Source organism: Streptomyces sp. NPDC087845, assembly GCF_044742755.1.
In the GTDB taxonomy this organism is placed as follows: domain Bacteria; phylum Actinomycetota; class Actinomycetes; order Streptomycetales; family Streptomycetaceae; genus Streptomyces.
Genome location: NZ_JBIUVC010000004.1, coordinates 317503 through 335469 on the forward strand (window position 1 = coordinate 317503; position 17967 = coordinate 335469).

The window sequence follows — 17967 nt, forward strand, 5'->3', positions numbered from 1 at the left end:
CGTGGACGCGCCCCCGGGGCCCGCACTCCGTCCGGAGAGGCCCTCAGCCCGCCCGGCTACCGCGCGCCCCTACCGTCCGGAGCGCGCCGCCCGCGCCACCGCGACCACGGCCTTCTCCAACGCGTACTCCGGGTCGTCGCCGCCTCCCTTGACCCCCGCGTCCGCAGCCGCGACCGCACGCAGCGCCACGGCCACGCCGTCCGGCGTCCAGCCACGCATCTGCTGGCGTACCCGGTCGATCTTCCACGGCGGCATGCCCAGCTCACGGGCGAGGTCCGCGGGGCGCCCCCCGCGGGCCGAGGACAACTTGCCGATCGCCCGTACACCCTGCGCCAGCGCGCTGGTGATCAGCACGGGCGCCACCCCCGTCGACAGCGACCAGCGCAGCGCCTCGAGCGCTTCTGCCGCCCGTCCCTCCACCGCGCGGTCGGCGACCGTGAAGCTCGACGCCTCGGCGCGGCCCGTGTAGTAGCGGGCGACGACCGCCTCGTCGATCGTGCCCTCGACATCCGCGACGAGCTGCGAGACCGCACTCGCCAGCTCCCGCAGATCGCTGCCGATGGAGTCGACCAGCGCCTGGCACGCCTCGGGGGTCGCCGAGCGCCCCAGCGCCCGGAACTCCGACCGTACGAACGAGAGCCGCTCGGCCGGCTTGGTCGTCTTCGGACACGCGACTTCCCGCGCCCCGGCCTTGCGCGCCGCTTCCAGCAGGCCCTTGCCCTTGGCGCCGCCCGCGTGGAGCAGGACGAGGGTGATCTCCTCGACCGGATCGCCGAGATACGCCTTGACGTCCTTGATCGTGTCGGCGGAGAGATCCTGCGCGTTGCGCACGATCACCACCTTGCGCTCGGCGAAGAGCGACGGGCTCGTCAGCTCGGCGAGGGTGCCGGGCTGGAGCTGGTCGGAGGTGAGGTCGCGGACATCCGTGTCGGGGTCGGCGGCACGTGCCGCCGCCACCACCTGCTGCACGGCGCGGTCGAGAAGCAGGTCCTCCTGCCCCACGGCGAGCGTGAGGGGGGCGAGCGGGTCGTCGGTGGAATTCCTTCTGGTGGCCATCGCCCTCCAGCATCCCACGCGCCACTGACAACCCCGCCGCCGGAGCAACGGCTCACGCCGTACGGGAGAATGGGCCGGTGAGTGATGTGAGACATGTGCTGGTGCTGCCCGACCGCGACGCCGCGGAGGAGGTGGCCGGAGAGCTCGGCGACCGCTTCGGGGTCGCCGAGGAGCCCCAGCTCGTACGCGACGCACTGGCCGGCGAGGACGACGCCGAGGACGCCCAGTGGCTGGTGGTCGTCGAAGACCCGTCGGCACGTCTGGACTCCGCTGCGCTCGACGCGTTCGCCGCGGAGTACGACGGGTGGCTCGAAGCGCCCTAGCGGTGCGGCGGGGCCACCGGATCCCTTGCCGGCCCGGCTCTATCGGCTCGGCTCTTTCGGTCCGGCTCTATTGGCCCGGCTCTTTCGGCTCGGCTCTTTCGGCTCAGCTCTTAGGGACGATCTGAATGTCCATGTCGATGGAGATGCTGGAGCCGACGGCCGCGATGCCCCGGGCCAGCATGGTCTGCCAGGTCAGGGTGAAGTCCTCGCGGTGCAGTTCCGTGGTGGCCCGGCAGGCGGCGCGGGTCTCGCCCTCCAGGCCGTTGCCCAGGCCGAGGTACTGGGTGTCGAGCGTGACCGTGCGGCTGACGCCGTGCAGGGTGAGCGCGCCGGTCACACCCCAGCGCGTGCCGCCGCGGTGGACGAAGCGGTCGCTGTAGAACTCCAGCGTCGGATAACGGCCCACGTCGAGGAAGTCGCTGGAACGCAGATGGTCGTCGCGCATCTGGACGTTCGTGTCGATCGACGCGGCGTCGATGATCACGTGCATGGCCGAGTCCTCCATCCGGTCGGCGATCCGGACCGCACCGGCGAAGACGTTGAACCGGCCGTGGATGCGTGCCATGCCGATGTGCCGGGCCGTGAAGCCGATCTGCGAGTGCATCGGCTCGACCTCCCACTCGCCCGGGTCGGGCAACTGCGGGGGCGCGGAGAGTTGCAGCATCACATCACCGAGGCCGGAGTGACCGCCCTCGACGACCGTGGCCGCGCCGTGGAACGGGGTGAAGCCCTCAGCCGTGACGGCCAGCCGGTACTCACCGGCCGGGACGGTGGCGAGGACGCTGCCGTACGGGTCCGTCTCACCACCGACGACCTTGCGGCCCGCACCGTCCGTGACGACGAACTCGGCCTGCGGCACGATCTCGTTGACGGGGTCGAGCACCCGGCAACTGAGCACTCCGGCCGTGCGTGGGACCTCCAGCCCGGCGAGGGCGTTGCCTCGCCCGGCATCCGTCGCTCTCCTGCTTCCCAGCCAACGGCCGAACATCTTCTACCTACCCCCGGGGGCGATTCACCTTGGGCCCTGACGGCTGGACGTCCTCGACGACTGGACGTCCTCGTCGGAGCAGCGGCCCACCGACGAGCATGCATTCGATCACCATTGTGGCGTTCGAGGCAAACAGAGCAGCTCGCAGTGGCTTGGGTGGAGGTGTTACCGATGGTCCGAATTGACCACTCCGCTTTCGACCGCCATCGGCTTGTGCGCGCTGTCGGTGGCCCACTGACAAGGTGAGGCTGTCCGGCGGTCACCGATGGAGCGGGACTGTCCGGCGGACACCGAAAAAGTGGGCTGTCCGGCGGCCGCCAACAGAATGAGGCTGTCCGGTGACCACCGACAGACTCGGGCTGTCCGGCGGCCACCGGCAGAGCAGGGCTCATGAGCTGCCCACCGCTCTCAGCCCCGCCCCGGCACCCGCCACGGCGATCGCTCCGTCCGTGTCCGTGCGCAGCACCACCGCTCCACCGGCTCGGAGCGCGTCGAGGGTGCGCGGGGCCGGGTGACTGTACGGGTTGTCCCTGCCCACGCTCACCAGGGCGAGTCTCGGGTGCACGCTGCGCAGCAGAGCGGGGTCCTGATGGGCGGAGCCATGATGGGCGACCTTGAGAACGTCCACCCGCGGGAGCACGGGATATCTGCGCAACAACCCCTGCTGGGCCGGAGGTTCGAGGTCCCCCAGGAGCAACAGGGTCAACCGGCCCGTCCGGACGTACAGGGTGACGCTGGCATCATTCGGCTCCTGCGGTACGGAACCGTATCCGGCTCCCCCGGCCATCGGCGCGCCGCCCGCCCCGATGCCGCCCGCAGGCCACAGGACTCGCCAGTCGAGGGGACCGATCCGGCGGCGTTCGCCGGGGACGGCCCGCACCAGCGGGACACCCGCCGCAGTGGCCGTTCTCCGTACGAACGCGACCTGGTCCGGCGGTTCGTCCAGGCTCGTCGTCTGGATCGCTCCCACCGCTCTGCCCCGCAGCACACCGGGCAGCCCGCGCACATGGTCCGCGTGGAAGTGCGTGAGGACCAGAAGCGGCACCTCGGTGATGCCCAGGTCACGAAGGCACCGGTCGGCGAGCCGGGGATCGGGACCGGTGTCGACGACCACGCCCTTGCGGTTCCCGGCGGCCAGCACGAGGGAGTCGCCCTGACCGACATCGCACATCGCGAACGCCCAGTCCGGCGGCGGCCATCCGGTCAGCACCCGGCTGAGCGGCACCGGACGCAGCACCACGAGAATGAGCAGCAGCGCGGCGGCCGAGCAGACCCAGGGATGGCGCGCGATACGGCGCGCGGACAGCACCACCGCTGCCGTCAGCGCGGCGAGCAGCAGCGCGCCCTTCCCGCCGTCGGGCCAGTCGATCTCCGCCCCGGGCAGCGCCGCCCCGGTACGGGCCACCGAGGCGATCCACCCGGCCGGCCACCCCGCGATCCGGGCGAGCAGCTCCGCCACCGGCATGGCCACCGGCGCCAGGGCGAGCGCGGCGAACCCGAGGACCGTGGCCGGCGCCACCGCGAACTCGGCCAGCAGATTGCACGGGATCGCCACCAGACTGACCCGGGAGGCAAGCAGTACGACGACCGGCGCACACACCGCCTGCGCAGCGGCGGCCGCGGCCAGCGCCTCGGCGAGCCGGGGCGGGACCCGGCGCCGTCGCAGCGCGTCGCTCCATCTCGGGGCGATGGTGAGCAGGGCACCGGTGGCCAGGACGGAGAGGACGAAGCCGTAGCTGCGCGCCATCCACGGGTCGTACAGCACCAGTAGAAGAACCGCGGCGGCCAGAGCGGGGATCAGTGATCTGCGGCGCCCTGTGCCGATGGCGAGCAGGGTGATCAGTCCGCAGGCCGCGGACCGCAGCACGCTCGGCTCCGGTCGGCAGACGATGACGAAGGCGAGCGTGAGTCCGCCGCCGAGCACCGCGGTCATCCGCAGCGAGAATCCCAACCGGGGTGCCAGACCGCGGCGTTCGACACGTGTGGCCGTGCCCGGCGGCCCGATCAGGAGAACGAGCAGGATCGCCAGGTTGGCACCGGAGACCGCCATCAGGTGGGTGAGGTCGGCTGTCTGGAAGGCATCGTGCAGTTCCGGCGTGACCCGTGAGGTGTCGCCGACCACCAGGCCGGGCAGTAGCGCCCGCGCATCGGGATCGAGCCGCTCGGTCGCCTGCCGCAGCCCCGCACGCAGAGCACCCGCCGTGCGCTGGACCGGCGAAGGGGGGCCGGTGATGTGCGGCGGGCCCTTGCCCTCCGACCGAAGTACGGCGGCATTGCGCTCCCCCGCGTGCAGCGGTGGCGCCAGTCGGCCTCCGAAACGCAGGCGGGTGGAGGGGAGCAACTGCTGCCACCGTGCCATCGATCCGCCGGGCGAGACGATCAGCAGCACCGGCGTACGCAGCTGGGTGACCGCACCATCGGGCCCGGTCAGCCGTGTGATCTCGGCATCCACGAGGAGGGAGGCGGGCATGCTGTGGTCGCCGCGTACCCGGGGCACGGTCTGCCGGGCGTCGGACGTCACCGTCACCTCCGCATCGACCCTCGCGAACCGCTGAGCCAGCTCATGGACCGGCCCCTGTCGTACATCCGCGCTGTGCCACCCGGCAGACGCGGCCCCGGCCGCGGCACAGAGCAGCGCGGCCGCGGTCGCGGTTGCGGTGAGGTGCGGCCGCCACTGGTGGAGCGCCGCACTCTCGTCGTCTGCCGCCCCTCCCCCGGCACCGGCCGACGAACCACGCGTCGCGCGGGTGGCCGAAACCCCGGACATCGCCAGAAGGATCATGGCGGCGCCGACGCAGAGCAGCACGCCCGTCGTGGTCCACCGTCCCGGCGCGCCTGTCGCGAGCGCCGCTCCGGCCCAGGCCGCCAAGGCCGGCGGGACCAGCCGAAGGTCGAGCGGGCCCTCCTGCCTGGGGTCGGAGGCACCCAGCCGCCGGCCCGAGGCCGCGTGGACGTCCAGGTGGTTCATGGCCCCACCAGCGGTTGGAGGTCGGCGAACCGGCGATCGCCGATCCCGGTGACCTCGCGGAGTTCGTCGACAGAACGGAAACCGCCGTGCTGTGTGCGGTAGTCGACGATGTGCTGGGCGAGGACCGGGCCGACGCCGGGCAGGGTGTCGAGTTGTTCGACGGTCGCCCGGTTGAGACTGACCGGCCCTGCCGCGGAGCCGCCGCTGCCGGCGCCGCCCGCGGCGGCTCCCCCCGTACCGCCGGTGGCCGGAGGGCCCGTTGGGGCGCCCACCACGATCTGCTCCCCGTCCATGAGCACCCGCGCCCGGTTGAGCCCGGCGAGGTCGACACCGGGGCGGGCGCCACCGGCGGCCCTGATCGCATCGGCGACCCGTGCGCCGGACGGCAGTTGCTGGATCCCCGGCCTTCGCACCTTCCCGCTCACATCGACAACGATGTGCCCGCCCGGCCCTGTCGCCGGTGGCGGCCCCGGTAACGGCTCGGGTGCTCCGGCCGCCCCCGGCGTCGGGTCCGATGCCCTGGCGCCCACAGCCTCGTTGACCGGATCGGGCGCTCTGACGGAGTGGGGGCGCGCGGACCAGAAATGCACCGCGGCGAAGACCGCGGCCGCGATCAGGACAACGGTCAGTGCGGCGAGGGTCCTCGGCTCCACACCGCATCTGAGCTGAAGCCACACCGGAATCCGCTCCCGCAGCGCGGGAACCACCCTCTCCCACAGCCCCGGAGCCGGCGTCGAGGCCGGTGCAGAGGGCGTATCCATAGCCATGGCCGTTGCCGTAGCTCCGCCAGTAGCGGGGTTCGGTGTCGGGCCCGGAATCGGAGCCGAGGCCGGAGTGGACGCCGAAAAGGACGCAGGAGCGGGAACGGGAGTCCGCGCCGGAGCCGGAGCCGGAACGGGAGCCCGAGCTGGAGCGGAAGCAGAAGCAGAAGCCCGAAGGGGAGCCGGAGCCGAAGCTGGGGCAGGAGCCGCGGCAGCCCCAAGAACAGGCTGCGCGCCCCGTCCGCTGTACGCCCCTCCCATGAGGGCGTCCGCCCGACGCCGTGAAACCGCCGCCACGACGTCCGCGCGCCCACGCGAGGACCGTCGTCGTCCGGGGCCGAGGCCGCTACGGGCACGGCCGGGGCCGGTGCCGCTTCCACTGGTTGCACGAGGTGATCGGGGAGCCATGCCTCACGACGGTAGGCACATCCGTCCGAACCCGCTGAGCAGACCCGATTCCGGTGGACAACCGACCAGTTGTGGATAACTCGGCCACTCCCAGGAGTGAGATCCGAGGGCCGGGATCCAGGAGGCAAGAGCCGCGAACCGGCTTCAGCGTGGTGAGACCACAGCCCCGAGCAGGCCGGGCCCGGTGTGGGCACCGATCACCGCGCCCACCTCGCTGACATGCAGATCGACCAGGCCCGGCACCCGCTCGCGCAGCCGCTCGGCGAGCCGCTCGGCCCGCTCGGGTGCCGCCAGGTGATGCACGGCGATGTCCACCCGGCCGAGGCCCGCGCGTTCCGCGACGATCTCCTCCAGGCGCGCGATGGCCTTCGAGGCCGTCCGGACCTTCTCCAGCAGTTCGATACGGCCGCCGTCCAGTTGGAGCAGCGGCTTCACGGCGAGCGCCGATCCCAGCAGAGCCTGCGCCGCACCGATACGACCGCCGCGGCGCAGATAGTCCAGCGTGTCGACGTAGAAGTACGCGGAGGTGCCCGCGGCCCGTTTCTCCGCGGCCGCGACCGCCTCGTCCAGGCTCCCGCCCGCCTCCGTCGTCTCCGCCGCTGCCAGGGCGCAGAATCCGAGGGCCATGGCGACCATCCCGGTGTCCACCACCCGTACCGGAACCGGTGCGTCCTTCGCCGCGAGCAGGGCGGCGTCGTAGGTGCCCGAGATCTCGGCCGAGAGGTGCAGCGAGACGACACCGCCTGCTCCGGCCTCGGCCGCGGCCCGGTACGCGGCGGCGAAGACCTCCGGGCTGGGCCGGGAAGTCGTCACGGGGCGACGCTTCTGGAGCGCCAGTGCAAGGGAGCGGGCCGAGATCTCGGTGCCGTCCTCCAGCGCCTGATCACCGAGGACGACGGTCAGCGGCACCGCGGTGATGCCGTGCCGTTCCATCGCCTCGGGCGGCAGGTAGGCCGTGGAATCGGTGACGATCGCGACATGGCGGGACATGAGCGGGAGGTTACCTGGCAAGTCTTCGGCCCGGCAGTCCGACCCCGACCGAATGATCGCTCAGGACCGCTCGGGACCGCTCCGGACCGCTCCGGACCGCTCCGGACCGCTCCGGACCGCATCAGGTCACCGCCGGTCATCGAGCGCCTCAGTTCGTCGTTTCGGGCCGAGCCGCCTTCTGCCACGGGTACTGCGTCTGCCGCCGCGGGTCCGCAGCCGTGATCGCCTGCGCCGTATCGTCGACCGGCCGGCCTCCCTGCCCCGGCCGGCTCGCCTGTCCCTGGTTCTGCCCCTGCCCCGGACCGGTCTCCCGCCCCTGGCCCCGGTCGCGGCCGTCGCCCTGCCCGTGGACCGGTTCGTCCGGCTCCACCGTCCAGTGCCGCAGCGCCCCGGCCTCCACATCGATCTGCGCATTCAGCGCGTCCAGATCGTCCTCGATGAACCGCCGCGCCCGGTCCCGGGCGGCCCACCGCAGCGAATCCGCGGAGTGTGTGATCCGCTCCGTACGCTGCTTCAGGCCCGGCAGCATCGAGGCGACCGTCGCCCGGTCGGGCTCGCGCTCCAGTCTCTTCAGGTCGTCGTCCAGCTCTCGCCCGTGCACACTCAGCCGCTGGAAGAGGCCCAGTGACTCCGAGAGCGAGGCATCCTCGGCGACTCCCGCCTGCAGCGCCTCCTGCGTGGCCCGCATGGACGTGCGCAACGCGAGCCGCAGCTGCGCCAGCTCTCCGCTCACGCCCGGCTGGCCGTAGCTCTTGGCCCGCAGCGTGGTGTCCTCGACGGTCCGGCGCGCCTGCGTGATCGTGCGGTCCACGCCCCGCTTCGCCGCGCCGATGGCCTTGACGCCCACATACACGCCCAGGGCCACGAACGCGAAAAAGAGCAACCCCAGAATCAGGATCACGGCTTCCATGAGCGTCCCTCGCATGTCGTTTCGGCTGCCGGGTGCCGGCCCCTCCACCGTAAACGGAAAGGGCAGGCCGAGGGTTCCTTCGGAACCCCCAACCTGCCCGTAGGGGAATGCCCCCACACCGCCGTACGACAGCCGGCGGCTACCCGGCGACCGTCACACACCGGGACGACGACCGTCACGTCCGGACGACCACTGTCACACCGGGACGACCACCGTCACCTCGGGACGGCGACCGCCCTCGCACGGAGAACAGTCGGCGCCCTCGCTCCGGGACGGCAGCGCCGTCACGCCGGCACGATGTTGACCAGCTTCGGCGCCCGCACGATCACCTTGCGGATGCCCGCGCCGTCCAGCGCTGCAATCACGGCCGGATCGGCCAGGGCCAGCGCTTCCAGCTCCTCGTCCGCGATCGACGGGGAGATCTCCAGGCGCGCCTTGACCTTGCCCTTGACCTGCACGACGCAGGTCACGGTCTCGTCCACGACGTACGCCGGGTCGGCGACGGGGAAGTCCTGGTGCACGACCGACTCGGTGTGGCCCAGTCGGCGCCACAGCTCCTCGGCGATGTGCGGCGCCAGCGGCGCCACCAGCAGCACCAGCGACTCGGCGACGCTCCGGGACAGCGGGCCGCCCGCCTTGGTCAGGTGGTTGTTCAGCTCGGTGACCTTGGCGATGGCGGTGTTGAAGCGCATCCCGGCCATGTCCTGGCCGACCCCGTCGATCGCCTTGTGCAGCGCCCGCAGCGTCTCCTCGCCCGGCTCGGTGTCGACGACGGTGACCTGGCCGGTCTCCTCGTCGACGACATTGCGCCACAGCCGCTGCAGCAGCCGGTACTGGCCGACGACGGCGCGCGTGTCCCACGGCCGCGACACGTCCAGGGGGCCCATCGCCATCTCGTACAGGCGCAGCGTGTCCGCACCGTACTCGGCGCAGATTTCGTCCGGCGTGACGGCGTTCTTCAGGGACTTGCCCATCTTGCCCAGGACGCGGCTGACCTTCTCGCCCTGGTAGTAGAACTTTCCGTCCCGCTCCTCGACCTCGGCCGCCGGGACCGCGATGCCGCGGCTGTCCCGGTAGACGAACGCCTGGATCATGCCCTGGTTGTACAGCTTGTGGAACGGCTCGGCGGACGAGATGTGCCCCAGGTCGTGCAGCACCTTGGACCAGAAGCGGGCGTACAGCAGGTGCAGTACGGCGTGCTCGGCGCCGCCGACGTACAGGTCGACGCCACCGGTCGGCCGGCCCTCGCGCGGGCCCATCCAGTACTGCTCGATCCCCGGGTCGACCAGCTTCCGGTCGTTGTTCGGGTCCAGGTAGCGCAGCTCGTACCAGCAGGAGCCCGCCCAGTTGGGCATGGTGTTGGTCTCGCGGCGGTACTTCTTCGGGCCGTTGCCGTCACCCAGGTCCAGGGTGACGTTGACCCAGTCGGCGTTCCGGGACAGCGGGGTCTCGGGCTGGGTGTCGGCGTCGTCGGGGTCGAAGGTGCGCGGCGAGTAGTCGTCGACCTCCGGCAGCTCCAGAGGCAGCATCGACTCGGGCAGCGGGTGCGCGATGCCGTCCTCGTCGTAGACGATCGGGAAGGGCTCGCCCCAGTAGCGCTGACGGCTGAACAGCCAGTCGCGCAGCCGGAAGTTGACGGTGCCCTCACCGACGCCGTGCTCCTTCAGCCACTCGGTGATCTTGGCCTTGGCGTCGACGACGCCCAGACCGTCCAGCGAGATCTCGTCATTGGCGGAGTTGACCAGCTTCGCTTCGTACGAGGAGAAGGCGTCGTCCCACGTCGAGGGGTCCGTACCGCGGTCGTCCGACGGCTGGACCACACAGCGCATCGGCAGCTCGAAGGCGCGCGCGAAGGCGAAGTCGCGCGCGTCGTGCGCCGGCACGGCCATGATCGCGCCGGTGCCGTAGCCCATCAGGACGTAGTCGGCGATGAAGACGGGCACCTTCTCGCCGCTGACCGGGTTGGTCGCGTACGCACCGGTGAAGACACCGGTCTTGTCCTTGGCCTCGGCCTGCCGCTCCACGTCGGACTTGGCGGCGGCCAGCTTGCGGTACGCGGTGACGGCCTCGGCGGGGGACGCGTGTCCGCCGGTCCACACCGGGTGGGTGCCCTCGGGCCAGGCGGCCGGAATGATCCGCTCCACCAGCTCGTGCTCGGGTGCCAGCACCATGTAGGTGGCACCGAACAGGGTGTCCTGGCGGGTGGTGAAGACCGTGACGGCGCCGGCGCCGTCGACCGGGAAGTCGACGCGCGCGCCTTCGGAACGCCCGATCCAGTTGCGCTGCTGCAGCTTGATGGCCTCGGGCCAGTCCAGCCCGTCCAGGTCGTTCAGCAGCCGGTCGGCGTAGGACGTGATGCGCATGTTCCACTGGCGCAGCTTGGCCTTGAAGACGGGGAAATTGCCGCGCTCGGAGCGGCCGTCGGCCGTCACCTCTTCATTGGCCAGTACGGTGCCCAGGCCCGGCGACCAGTTGACGGGCGCCTCGGAGGCGTACGCCAGGCGGTACTCGCCCAGGACGTCCGCGCGCTCGGCGGCGCTCAGTGCGCTCCAGTCACGGCCGTCCGGGGTGGGACGCGAACCGCTCTCGAACTGTGCGACCAGCTCGTCGATCGGGCGGGCCCGGTCGGCCTCCGTGTCGTACCAGGAGTTGAAGATCTGCAGGAAGATCCACTGGGTCCACTTGTAGTACTCCGACTCGATCGTGGCGAACGAGCGGCGCTTGTCGTGGCCCAGGCCCAGCCGGCGCAGCTGAGCGGTCATGTTCTCGATGTTGGCCTCGGTGGAGACCCGCGGGTGCGTGCCGGTCTGCACGGCGTACTGCTCCGCGGGCAGGCCGAAGGCGTCGAAGCCCAGGGTGTGCAGCACGTTGTGCCCGGTCATCCGCTGGTGGCGGGCGAAGACGTCGGTGGCGATGTAGCCCAGCGGGTGACCGACGTGCAGGCCCGCACCCGAGGGGTACGGGAACATGTCCATGATGAATTTCTTCGGCCTGGCGGCCAGGTCCGGATCGCCTGCCAGGTCACCGGTCGGATTCGGTGCCTCGTACGTGCCCTCGGCGTCCCAGAAGTCCTGCCAGCGTGCCTCGATGTCGGCGGCCATGGCTGCCGTGTAGCGGTGCGGCGCAGCCGTCTCGGCTGCGGAATTCGTCTCGCTCATGATCCTCAAAGCTCCATCGATCGTCATCTGCCGGCGCCCACGTCTACGGACACGCGTCTACGGAAACGAAAAATCCCCTCGCACAGGAGGGGACGCCGCGCCGATTCCGACCAGGCATTCTCACCGGTCGGGACTGATCAGCGCGGCTCGCTAAGCAGAAGGCGTACGGCACGCATGGCGCCAGGGTACCGCACGGGCCCGGAGCCGGTCAGGGCACGGCCGGTCCATGGGCAGGGCAAGGAGAGCGGAGCGGCCGTACGGCGGAGCACCCCGAAGCAACCGACGCTGCCGCAGATGCACGAAAAGCGGGCCACCCTGTAAGGATGACCCGCTTCTCACTACTTCACTGTGGAGCTAAGGAGAATTGAACTCCTGACCTCCTGCATGCCATGCAGGCGCTCTACCAACTGAGCTATAGCCCCGTGCTGTGCACCGCCCGGTTTTGCTTGCCCCCTGGCGACATCGAGAACATTACCGGTGACCCCGCCAGTCCACCAAATCGTTTCCCGCCTGCCCGCATTTGACCGATTCTGCGGCACCTCGGCCAGGGAAGGGAACAGTACAGGGGCGAACAAGGGCGCGGGGAGCACGGGGAAGAACAAGGGCGCGGGAAGCAGAGGGAGTACAGGGGCGCGCAAGGGCTCACGCAGTGGCGAAGGAGTAGAAGCGCTTGAGCGTGCAGTGCTCCTCCAGCAGGCGCCCGTAGATCGGCTCCCCCTCGAGCTCCCGGTAGGTCTCGATCGGGTCGCCCTTTATGACCAGCGCCCGCGCACATTCCTCGCACCAGTACTGGTACTCCGGATTGATCGGATCCATGTCCCTGACGATGGGCGTACCGCTGCCGCACCAGTCGCACTTCCGCCTGTGTGCACCCATGAATCAGCTCCGGCTTTGGCCACGGGCAGTGCACACGCGGGAGACTCCGCCGTTCTCGCCGAGCACGTGGGCCGCACGGAACGGACCACCGGCAAAGCGACCGGCACGGGCGCGCCGGTCGGGAACAAGGAGCAGGTCCGGGACCTCGTGGCGGCTCGCAGGCATCGCGCGCTCCCTCCCGTTCGGTCCGTCGCCCCCTCCGGCGTTCCGATTCTGCCATGACCCCGCAAGGGGGTCAGCCCAGCGGATATCCGGTCGGCCACCGATGCCGTACGAGACACGTCGACGCGCCGTCGGCGCGGCCACCGACAACGCGAAAACACCAACCCGCAACGCGTGCCCCGACCTCTGCGCCCCGGCGCATCAAGGCGGTTGGGACGGAGCACGCCGAACGGCGAGACGCCGGCCGACTGACCGAGTCGGGCGACGGGCGTCCATGGGCCGCTCGCGGCCGCGGCGTCCTCATGGCGTACGTTCGCCAACACCTCCGGGCCGAAGGCCGGAGCCGTACCGCAGCCCTTGACCGCGAAAGCCGCGTGCGGCCGGGAACCACCTCGCCCCGTCGCACATCAACAGCCCGATGGCCACGCAACCGACAGCCACCAGGGTGAACCCGCCCGGATCCAGGGACCTTTGAAGCCGCACGGCCCAGCGGTGCCAGGTCGGCCAGAACGCACCGACGACCAGCACCGTCGGCGCGAACGCCGGCCCCGTACGTGGCGCCGAGTACCCCGGACCGTCCTGGCCGTACCGCACCGTCGCGAAGAGGAAGCCCGCGTCGACCGCCATCGCCACGAGAACGCACAACACCGCCCGAACGGCACCCTGCTGGCAGATCCGGCTGTCGGAACCCGCGGAACGGCGGGCCGTGGAGCATGAGTTCGCCGCCCGGTCCTCGGCTGCCGGCGGTGCACATGACGGCGGTGCCCAACCAGCATCGTCCGGCCGATCCTGTGGGCCCCGGGCCCGCAGGACGCGCCGGTTCGCCCGGCGGGCCAGCTCTTGGAACGGGTGAGCTGGAACGGGTGAGCGATCCCTGTCTGCGGATGCGGCGGCACCGGGAGGCATGACCGGAAGGCGTGACCGCACGCACGGTCGGAGCGAACGTGCCAACGGAAACCGCGAGAGGAAACCGTCAGGGAGAACGCAGAGATCCCGCCCTCTGACGAGGACGGGATCTTGATTGTGGAGCTAAGGAGAATTGAACTCCTGACCTCCTGCATGCCATGCAGGCGCTCTACCAACTGAGCTATAGCCCCGCTGTTCGCTGTGTTTCCCTGCGTTTCCGCCCCGCGAACAAGAAGAACTTTAGCCTGTGACCAGCCAGAAAGTGAAATCCGGCCGACACCGCCCGGCACACGGCCCAGGCATTCTCCCGGCCCCGTGCCCGCAGGGGCCGCCGCAGCTGGGCGTCGAGGCCCTACGTGTCGTCGCCGAGTACCGGTTCGGGCAGTGTGCCGGCGTTGTGCTCCAGCAGGCGCCAGCCGCGCGCGCCCTCCCCCAGCACCGACCAGCAGCAGTTGGAGAGCCCGCCGAGCCCTTCCCAGTGGTGCGACTCCAGGCCCAGCAGCCGACCGATGGTGGTGCGGATGGTGCCGCCGTGGCTGACCACGACGAGCGTGCCGCTGTCAGGCAGCTTGTCGGCGTGTCCGAGCACGACCGGGGCGGCCCGGTCGGCGACCTCGGTCTCCAGCTCGCCGCCGCCGCGCCGCACGGGCTCACCGCGCTTCCACGCGGCGTACTGCTCGCCGTACTGCCCGATGATCTCCTCGTGGGTGAGACCCTGCCAGGCACCGGCGTAGGTCTCCCGCAGCCCCTCGTCGTGCGCGACTTCGAGGCCGGTGATCGCGGCGAGCTCGGCAGCCGTTGCCGCCGCCCGCCGCAGATCGGAGGCGACGATCGCAGCCGGCCTCAGCGAGGCGAGCAGCCGGGCGGCCCGCTGGGCCTGCCCGATGCCTACCTCGGTGAGCGCGATGTCCGTGGAGCCCTGGAACCGGCGCTCCAGATTCCACGCCGTCTGGCCGTGTCGCCAGAGAACGATTCTGCGGCCCCTGCCGCTTCCGCTGCCGTTCAGCTCTGCTCACCGTCCGTGCTGCCGGTGAGCTGGGCGTGCTCCGCGGCCTTGCCGCGGGTCTTGACGGCGTCCTCGGGGAGCGCGATCTCGGGGCAGTCCTTCCACAGGCGCTCCAGCGCGTAGAAGACGCGCTCCTCGCTGTGCTGGACGTGGATGACGATGTCGACGTAGTCGAGGAGGATCCAGCGCGCGTCGCGGTCGCCCTCGCGGCGTACCGGCTTCGCGCCGAGCTCCTTCTGGAGCCGCTCCTCGATCTCGTCGACGATCGACTTGACCTGGCGGTCGTTGGGGGCCGAGGCCAGCAGGAAGGCGTCCGTGATCGACAGCACATCGCTGACGTCGTACGCAATGATGTCGTGCGCGAGCCGGTCGGCGGCCGCCTGAGCGGCGGCGTTGATGAGCTCGATGGAGCGGTCCGTGGCGGTCACAAGCAGGCTTTCGTCGGCGGTCAGATCAACCCCTAGGGTCTCACGGACCGCCGACAGCCCACACAGCGAACGTTCGGAGATCGAGCCGGCATCATCCGGGCGGCGCGGCCCCGGTCATTTGATCTTGTAGTCCTGGCCGAGCACAACGGACACATCCGCGTTCGCGGCGGGCTTGCCCTGCTTCACCGCGCTCGTCGGCAGGCCCAGGGTCTTGGCGACCTGCGTCGCCTTTTCCTTGTCCGCCGCGGTCTCGTAGAGGACCTCGGACAGAGCCGAGGTCTCGGCCGTTCCACCGCCGACGAAGGCATAGCCCCCGTTGACCAGCTTGATCCGGGCGGACGCCGCGGCGTCCTTGTCGCCGGTGGCGTCCTTGATTCCGACCCGCACCGTCGCGTCGGCCCCCGGAGCCTTCACCGTGCCGCCCAGGACGTCCTTGACGACTCTCTCGGTGGCCGCTTCGGTGAGTGTGCCGTCGGCCTGCACCGGCAGCAGTTCCGTCTTGTAGTCGCCGATCTTGGCGCGCTGGGCGAGCTTTGCCAGGGAGGCGCCCAGGTCCTTCTCGGGGAGCGACGGGTCGAGGATCTGCGCCAGCGTCTCGACGGTGACCGTGGCGGCCTTCGGATCGTCCGAGATCTTCCGCAGAACACCCCGCATGACCTCCCCGAACCGCATGAGCTGCTTCGTCTCGGCCTCACCGGGCGCCCGGTAGGTGGCGTACGCGACGGCCATCCGGCCGCTCAGGGTCTGCGCCTCGCCCTTCTTCACCAGGGGGGAAGCGCCCTTCTTCGTGTCGGGCACCTCGGTGTCGGTGTCGACCTCGATGCTGCCGACCAGATCGACGAGAGTCTCCAGATAGGGGGTGTCCAGCCGCCACGTACCGCTGATACTGGTGCCGAGCAGGGTGTCGATGGATTCGCGGGTGCCGGTGGTGCCGTCGGCCTCGACCGACTTGCCGAGGGTGGTCGTGTCGCCCTCGCCGTCGGAGACCGCGAGCGAGTTGGGGAGCAGAACCGTGGTCCCCTGCTTGGTCGTCACATTGTTGACGAGCAGCGCCGTGGAGGTGCCGCCCTTCTTGGTGTTGTGCAGGTGGACCACGATGACGTCCCGCTGCTGCGGGCCCGTCGATGCCGAGTTGTCCTTCTCCGAACCGGAGAGGCCGGGGATCTTTCCGGCGGACCAGAGATAGCCGACACCGCCGACCACCACCAGGACCACCACGACTATCAGCGCGACCATGCGGTTGCGGCCGCGGCGTCGCGCCTCCTCGCGCCGCTCACTGCGGCTCTCGGTGAACTTCAGCCAGTCGATGACGTCTTCGGAGTCCTCGTCGGGCTCCTCGATGAAGGAGAACTGCTCGGTGCGGTAGTCGGGGCGGCGCTGCCCGGGAACGGCCGGTTCCGGCTCGGCCCCGGCGCCGGACTCCGGCCGGGGTTCCTCCATGACCGGTGCCGGGGCAGGAGGGGGCGTGGGCTGCGCGGAGGCCTGCTGCGGGATGTTCCACTGCTGGGTGGTGTCGACCGCGGCAGGCTGCCGGCCGGTGTCGTAGCCGTAACCGTCGTAGCCGCCGTAGGCCTGCTGCGGCTGCTGTTGTTGCTGCTGTTGCTGTTGCTGTTGCTGGGGAGGCTGGGAGCCATACGGGTCGTACGCCTGCGGTTCCGCGGGCTGCGGTTGCGCGGGCTGCGGTTGCGCGGACTGCGGCTGCTGGGACTGGGCGTACGGGTCGTATCCGTACCCCTGGTCGGCCTGGTACGGCTGCTGCTGAGGCTGCTGGAACTCCTGCGGCTGCTGAGGCGCGTACGGGTCGTACGCCTGCTGTCCGGCCTGCTGGTACACCGGCTGCCCGTACTCGTCGTAGCCGATGATCTGCGGCTGCTGGTAGTACGGGTCGTACGGGTTCTGTCGGTCGTTCACCGGTGCCCCTCTGCGTGGCTCACTCGCCGCGGTACAGCTGGCGCTTGTCGATGTAGCGGACCACGCCGTCCGGCACCAGGTACCAGACCGGGTCTCCCTGTGCGACCCTCTGGCGGCAGTCCGTGGAGGAGATCGCGAGCGCGGGCACCTCCACGAGGGAGACGCCGCCCTCCGGCAGCCCCGGGTCCGTGAGTACGTGCCCCGGCCGCGTCACACCGATGAAGTGGGAGAGCGAGAAGAGCTCGTCGGCGTTGCGCCAGGTGAGGATCTGGGCGAGCGCGTCGGCGCCGGTGATGAAGAAGAGGTCCGCGTCACCGTGGATCGCGCGCAGGTCGCGCAGCGTATCGATGGTGTACGTCGGCCCGCTGCGGTCGATGTCGCTCCGGCTGACCGAGAACTGCGGGTTGGACGCCGTTGCGATGACCGTCATCAGGTAGCGGTCCTCGGCCGGGGAGACCTGCTTGTGGCTCTTCTGCCACGGCTGCCCGGTCGGAACGAAGATCACCTCGTCGAGGTGGAACTGGGCGGCCACTTCACTGGCCGCCACCAGGTGTCCATGATGGATCGGGTCAAATGTCCCACCCATCACGCCGATTCGGCGCTTTCTGCGACCGGTAGGCACTTCCTGCTCTCCCATGCGTGCAGAGCCTACTGGCACAGCTGTACGCCTCCGCCTCAGCGGTCGCGGTTGAAGCGAGTGGTGATCCACAGCAGGAACAGCAGCACGACGAACGCACCGCCCCCGGTGACGTACGGGCTGAGGCTTTCGTGGTTGCCACCGTGCTCGCCGCCCTCGGCGGCGAGGGTGACCAGCTGATGCGCGGTGCTCGTGAGGCTCATCTTCGGCAGGACCTATCGATCGGGAGTCGGAAGGAAGACGTCGCGCACATCGTATGCGGGAGCCCCGGGCACGCTCACGCCGACTCAGTCGTTGTTGTCGTCGTTGCGGTATCCGCGGAGCAGGAACCAGCCGAGCAGGACAGCTCCGACGAGCGAGACGAGCAGCACGATACGGAGCGTGTTGCCGGGTCCCTGGTCCTCGGATGCGGCGGCGAGCAGAGCAACGGTATGCGGCATGTCGGGCGTCTCCTCAGTTATCCACAGCCCCCCGCACAC

Annotated in this window: 15 protein-coding genes and 2 tRNA genes; 1 reads left to right on the forward strand and 16 read right to left on the reverse strand. The window is 70.5% G+C overall.

Features of this window, described 5'->3' with window-relative positions; all coding sequences use genetic code 11:
- Window positions 1-69: 69 nt before the first annotated feature.
- A complete protein-coding gene (gene holA, locus ACIOMQ_RS13445) occupies window positions 70-1056 on the reverse strand; it encodes a DNA polymerase III subunit delta (RefSeq protein ID WP_401264065.1) in 987 nt (328 codons plus the stop codon).
- A gap of 77 nt (window positions 1057-1133) precedes the next feature.
- On the opposite strand from holA, the gene ACIOMQ_RS13450 reads away from it, so the two are divergent.
- On the forward strand, window positions 1134-1379 hold the full coding sequence (locus tag ACIOMQ_RS13450) for a hypothetical protein (protein WP_362194122.1): 246 nt from the start codon (window positions 1134-1136) through the stop codon (window positions 1377-1379).
- A 103-nt stretch (window positions 1380-1482) separates the two neighbouring features.
- On the opposite strand, the gene ACIOMQ_RS13455 is transcribed toward ACIOMQ_RS13450, so the two are convergent.
- From ACIOMQ_RS13455 to ACIOMQ_RS13525, 15 genes are all read right to left on the reverse strand, one after another.
- The gene (locus tag ACIOMQ_RS13455) at window positions 1483-2367 is read right to left on the reverse strand and encodes a YceI family protein (protein WP_401753213.1); all 885 of its coding nucleotides are present in this window, start codon (window positions 2365-2367) and stop codon (window positions 1483-1485) included.
- Between the two features lie 388 nt (window positions 2368-2755).
- Window positions 2756-5335, reverse strand: a complete 2580-nt coding sequence (locus tag ACIOMQ_RS13460; RefSeq protein WP_402188987.1) for a ComEC/Rec2 family competence protein — start codon at window positions 5333-5335, stop codon at window positions 2756-2758.
- Window positions 5332-6012: a helix-hairpin-helix domain-containing protein gene (locus ACIOMQ_RS13465; protein ID WP_402189107.1), complete on the reverse strand. Its 681-nt coding sequence runs from the start codon at window positions 6010-6012 to the stop codon at window positions 5332-5334. The genes ACIOMQ_RS13460 and ACIOMQ_RS13465 overlap by 4 nt, the downstream gene beginning before the upstream one ends.
- A 636-nt stretch (window positions 6013-6648) precedes the next feature.
- On the reverse strand, window positions 6649-7494 hold the full coding sequence (locus ACIOMQ_RS13470; RefSeq protein WP_401264072.1) for a DegV family protein: 846 nt from the start codon (window positions 7492-7494) through the stop codon (window positions 6649-6651).
- Between the two features lie 148 nt (window positions 7495-7642).
- On the reverse strand, window positions 7643-8404 hold the full coding sequence (locus ACIOMQ_RS13475; RefSeq protein WP_402188989.1) for a hypothetical protein: 762 nt from the start codon (window positions 8402-8404) through the stop codon (window positions 7643-7645).
- A 284-nt stretch (window positions 8405-8688) separates the two neighbouring features.
- The gene (leuS, locus tag ACIOMQ_RS13480; RefSeq protein ID WP_401753207.1) at window positions 8689-11562 is read right to left on the reverse strand and encodes a leucine--tRNA ligase; all 2874 of its coding nucleotides are present in this window, start codon (window positions 11560-11562) and stop codon (window positions 8689-8691) included.
- 349 nt (window positions 11563-11911) lie between these two features.
- Window positions 11912-11984, reverse strand: a tRNA-Ala gene (locus ACIOMQ_RS13485).
- Between the two features lie 220 nt (window positions 11985-12204).
- Window positions 12205-12438, reverse strand: coding sequence for a hypothetical protein (locus ACIOMQ_RS13490; RefSeq protein WP_093897076.1), 234 nt, complete (start codon window positions 12436-12438; stop codon window positions 12205-12207).
- Between the two features lie 1186 nt (window positions 12439-13624).
- A tRNA-Ala gene (locus ACIOMQ_RS13495) sits at window positions 13625-13697 on the reverse strand.
- A gap of 161 nt (window positions 13698-13858) precedes the next feature.
- Window positions 13859-14512 carry a histidine phosphatase family protein gene (locus ACIOMQ_RS13500; RefSeq protein ID WP_362194899.1) on the reverse strand — a complete coding sequence of 218 codons (654 nt, stop codon included), beginning with the start codon at window positions 14510-14512 and terminating at the stop codon, window positions 13859-13861.
- Window positions 14509-14940, reverse strand: coding sequence for a ribosome silencing factor (gene rsfS, locus ACIOMQ_RS13505; protein WP_362194100.1), 432 nt, complete (start codon window positions 14938-14940; stop codon window positions 14509-14511). The genes ACIOMQ_RS13500 and rsfS overlap by 4 nt, the downstream gene beginning before the upstream one ends.
- Before the next feature lie 114 nt (window positions 14941-15054).
- Window positions 15055-16851 (reverse strand): LCP family protein, encoded by a 1797-nt coding sequence (locus tag ACIOMQ_RS13510; RefSeq protein WP_402188991.1) that lies wholly within the window; start codon window positions 16849-16851, stop codon window positions 15055-15057.
- Between the two features lie 19 nt (window positions 16852-16870).
- Complete coding sequence (gene nadD / locus ACIOMQ_RS13515) at window positions 16871-17488, reverse strand: nicotinate-nucleotide adenylyltransferase (RefSeq protein ID WP_362194094.1); 618 nt, start codon at window positions 17486-17488, stop codon at window positions 16871-16873.
- A 38-nt stretch (window positions 17489-17526) separates the two neighbouring features.
- A complete protein-coding gene (locus ACIOMQ_RS13520) occupies window positions 17527-17691 on the reverse strand; it encodes a hypothetical protein (protein ID WP_362194091.1) in 165 nt (54 codons plus the stop codon).
- An 84-nt stretch (window positions 17692-17775) separates the two neighbouring features.
- The gene (locus ACIOMQ_RS13525; protein ID WP_362194088.1) at window positions 17776-17928 is read right to left on the reverse strand and encodes a hypothetical protein; all 153 of its coding nucleotides are present in this window, start codon (window positions 17926-17928) and stop codon (window positions 17776-17778) included.
- Between the last annotated feature and the right edge of the window lie 39 nt (window positions 17929-17967).

Excerpts from the sequence above, each read along its gene's own strand:
- holA (WP_401264065.1), bottom strand. The coding sequence starts at position 1,056 with ATGGCCACCAGAAGGAATTCCACCGACGACCCGCTCGCCCCCCTCACG.
- ACIOMQ_RS13520 (WP_362194091.1), bottom strand. The coding sequence starts at position 17,691 with ATGAGCCTCACGAGCACCGCGCATCAGCTGGTCACCCTCGCCGCCGAG.
- ACIOMQ_RS13475 (WP_402188989.1), bottom strand. The coding sequence starts at position 8,404 with ATGGAAGCCGTGATCCTGATTCTGGGGTTGCTCTTTTTCGCGTTCGTG.
- ACIOMQ_RS13490 (WP_093897076.1), bottom strand. The coding sequence starts at position 12,438 with ATGGGTGCACACAGGCGGAAGTGCGACTGGTGCGGCAGCGGTACGCCC.
- ACIOMQ_RS13470 (WP_401264072.1), bottom strand. The coding sequence starts at position 7,494 with ATGTCCCGCCATGTCGCGATCGTCACCGATTCCACGGCCTACCTGCCG.
- ACIOMQ_RS13455 (WP_401753213.1), bottom strand. The coding sequence starts at position 2,367 with ATGTTCGGCCGTTGGCTGGGAAGCAGGAGAGCGACGGATGCCGGGCGA.
- ACIOMQ_RS13525 (WP_362194088.1), bottom strand. The coding sequence starts at position 17,928 with ATGCCGCATACCGTTGCTCTGCTCGCCGCCGCATCCGAGGACCAGGGA.
- leuS (WP_401753207.1), bottom strand. The coding sequence starts at position 11,562 with ATGAGCGAGACGAATTCCGCAGCCGAGACGGCTGCGCCGCACCGCTAC.
- nadD (WP_362194094.1), bottom strand. The coding sequence starts at position 17,488 with ATGGGAGAGCAGGAAGTGCCTACCGGTCGCAGAAAGCGCCGAATCGGC.
- ACIOMQ_RS13460 (WP_402188987.1), bottom strand. The coding sequence starts at position 5,335 with ATGAACCACCTGGACGTCCACGCGGCCTCGGGCCGGCGGCTGGGTGCC.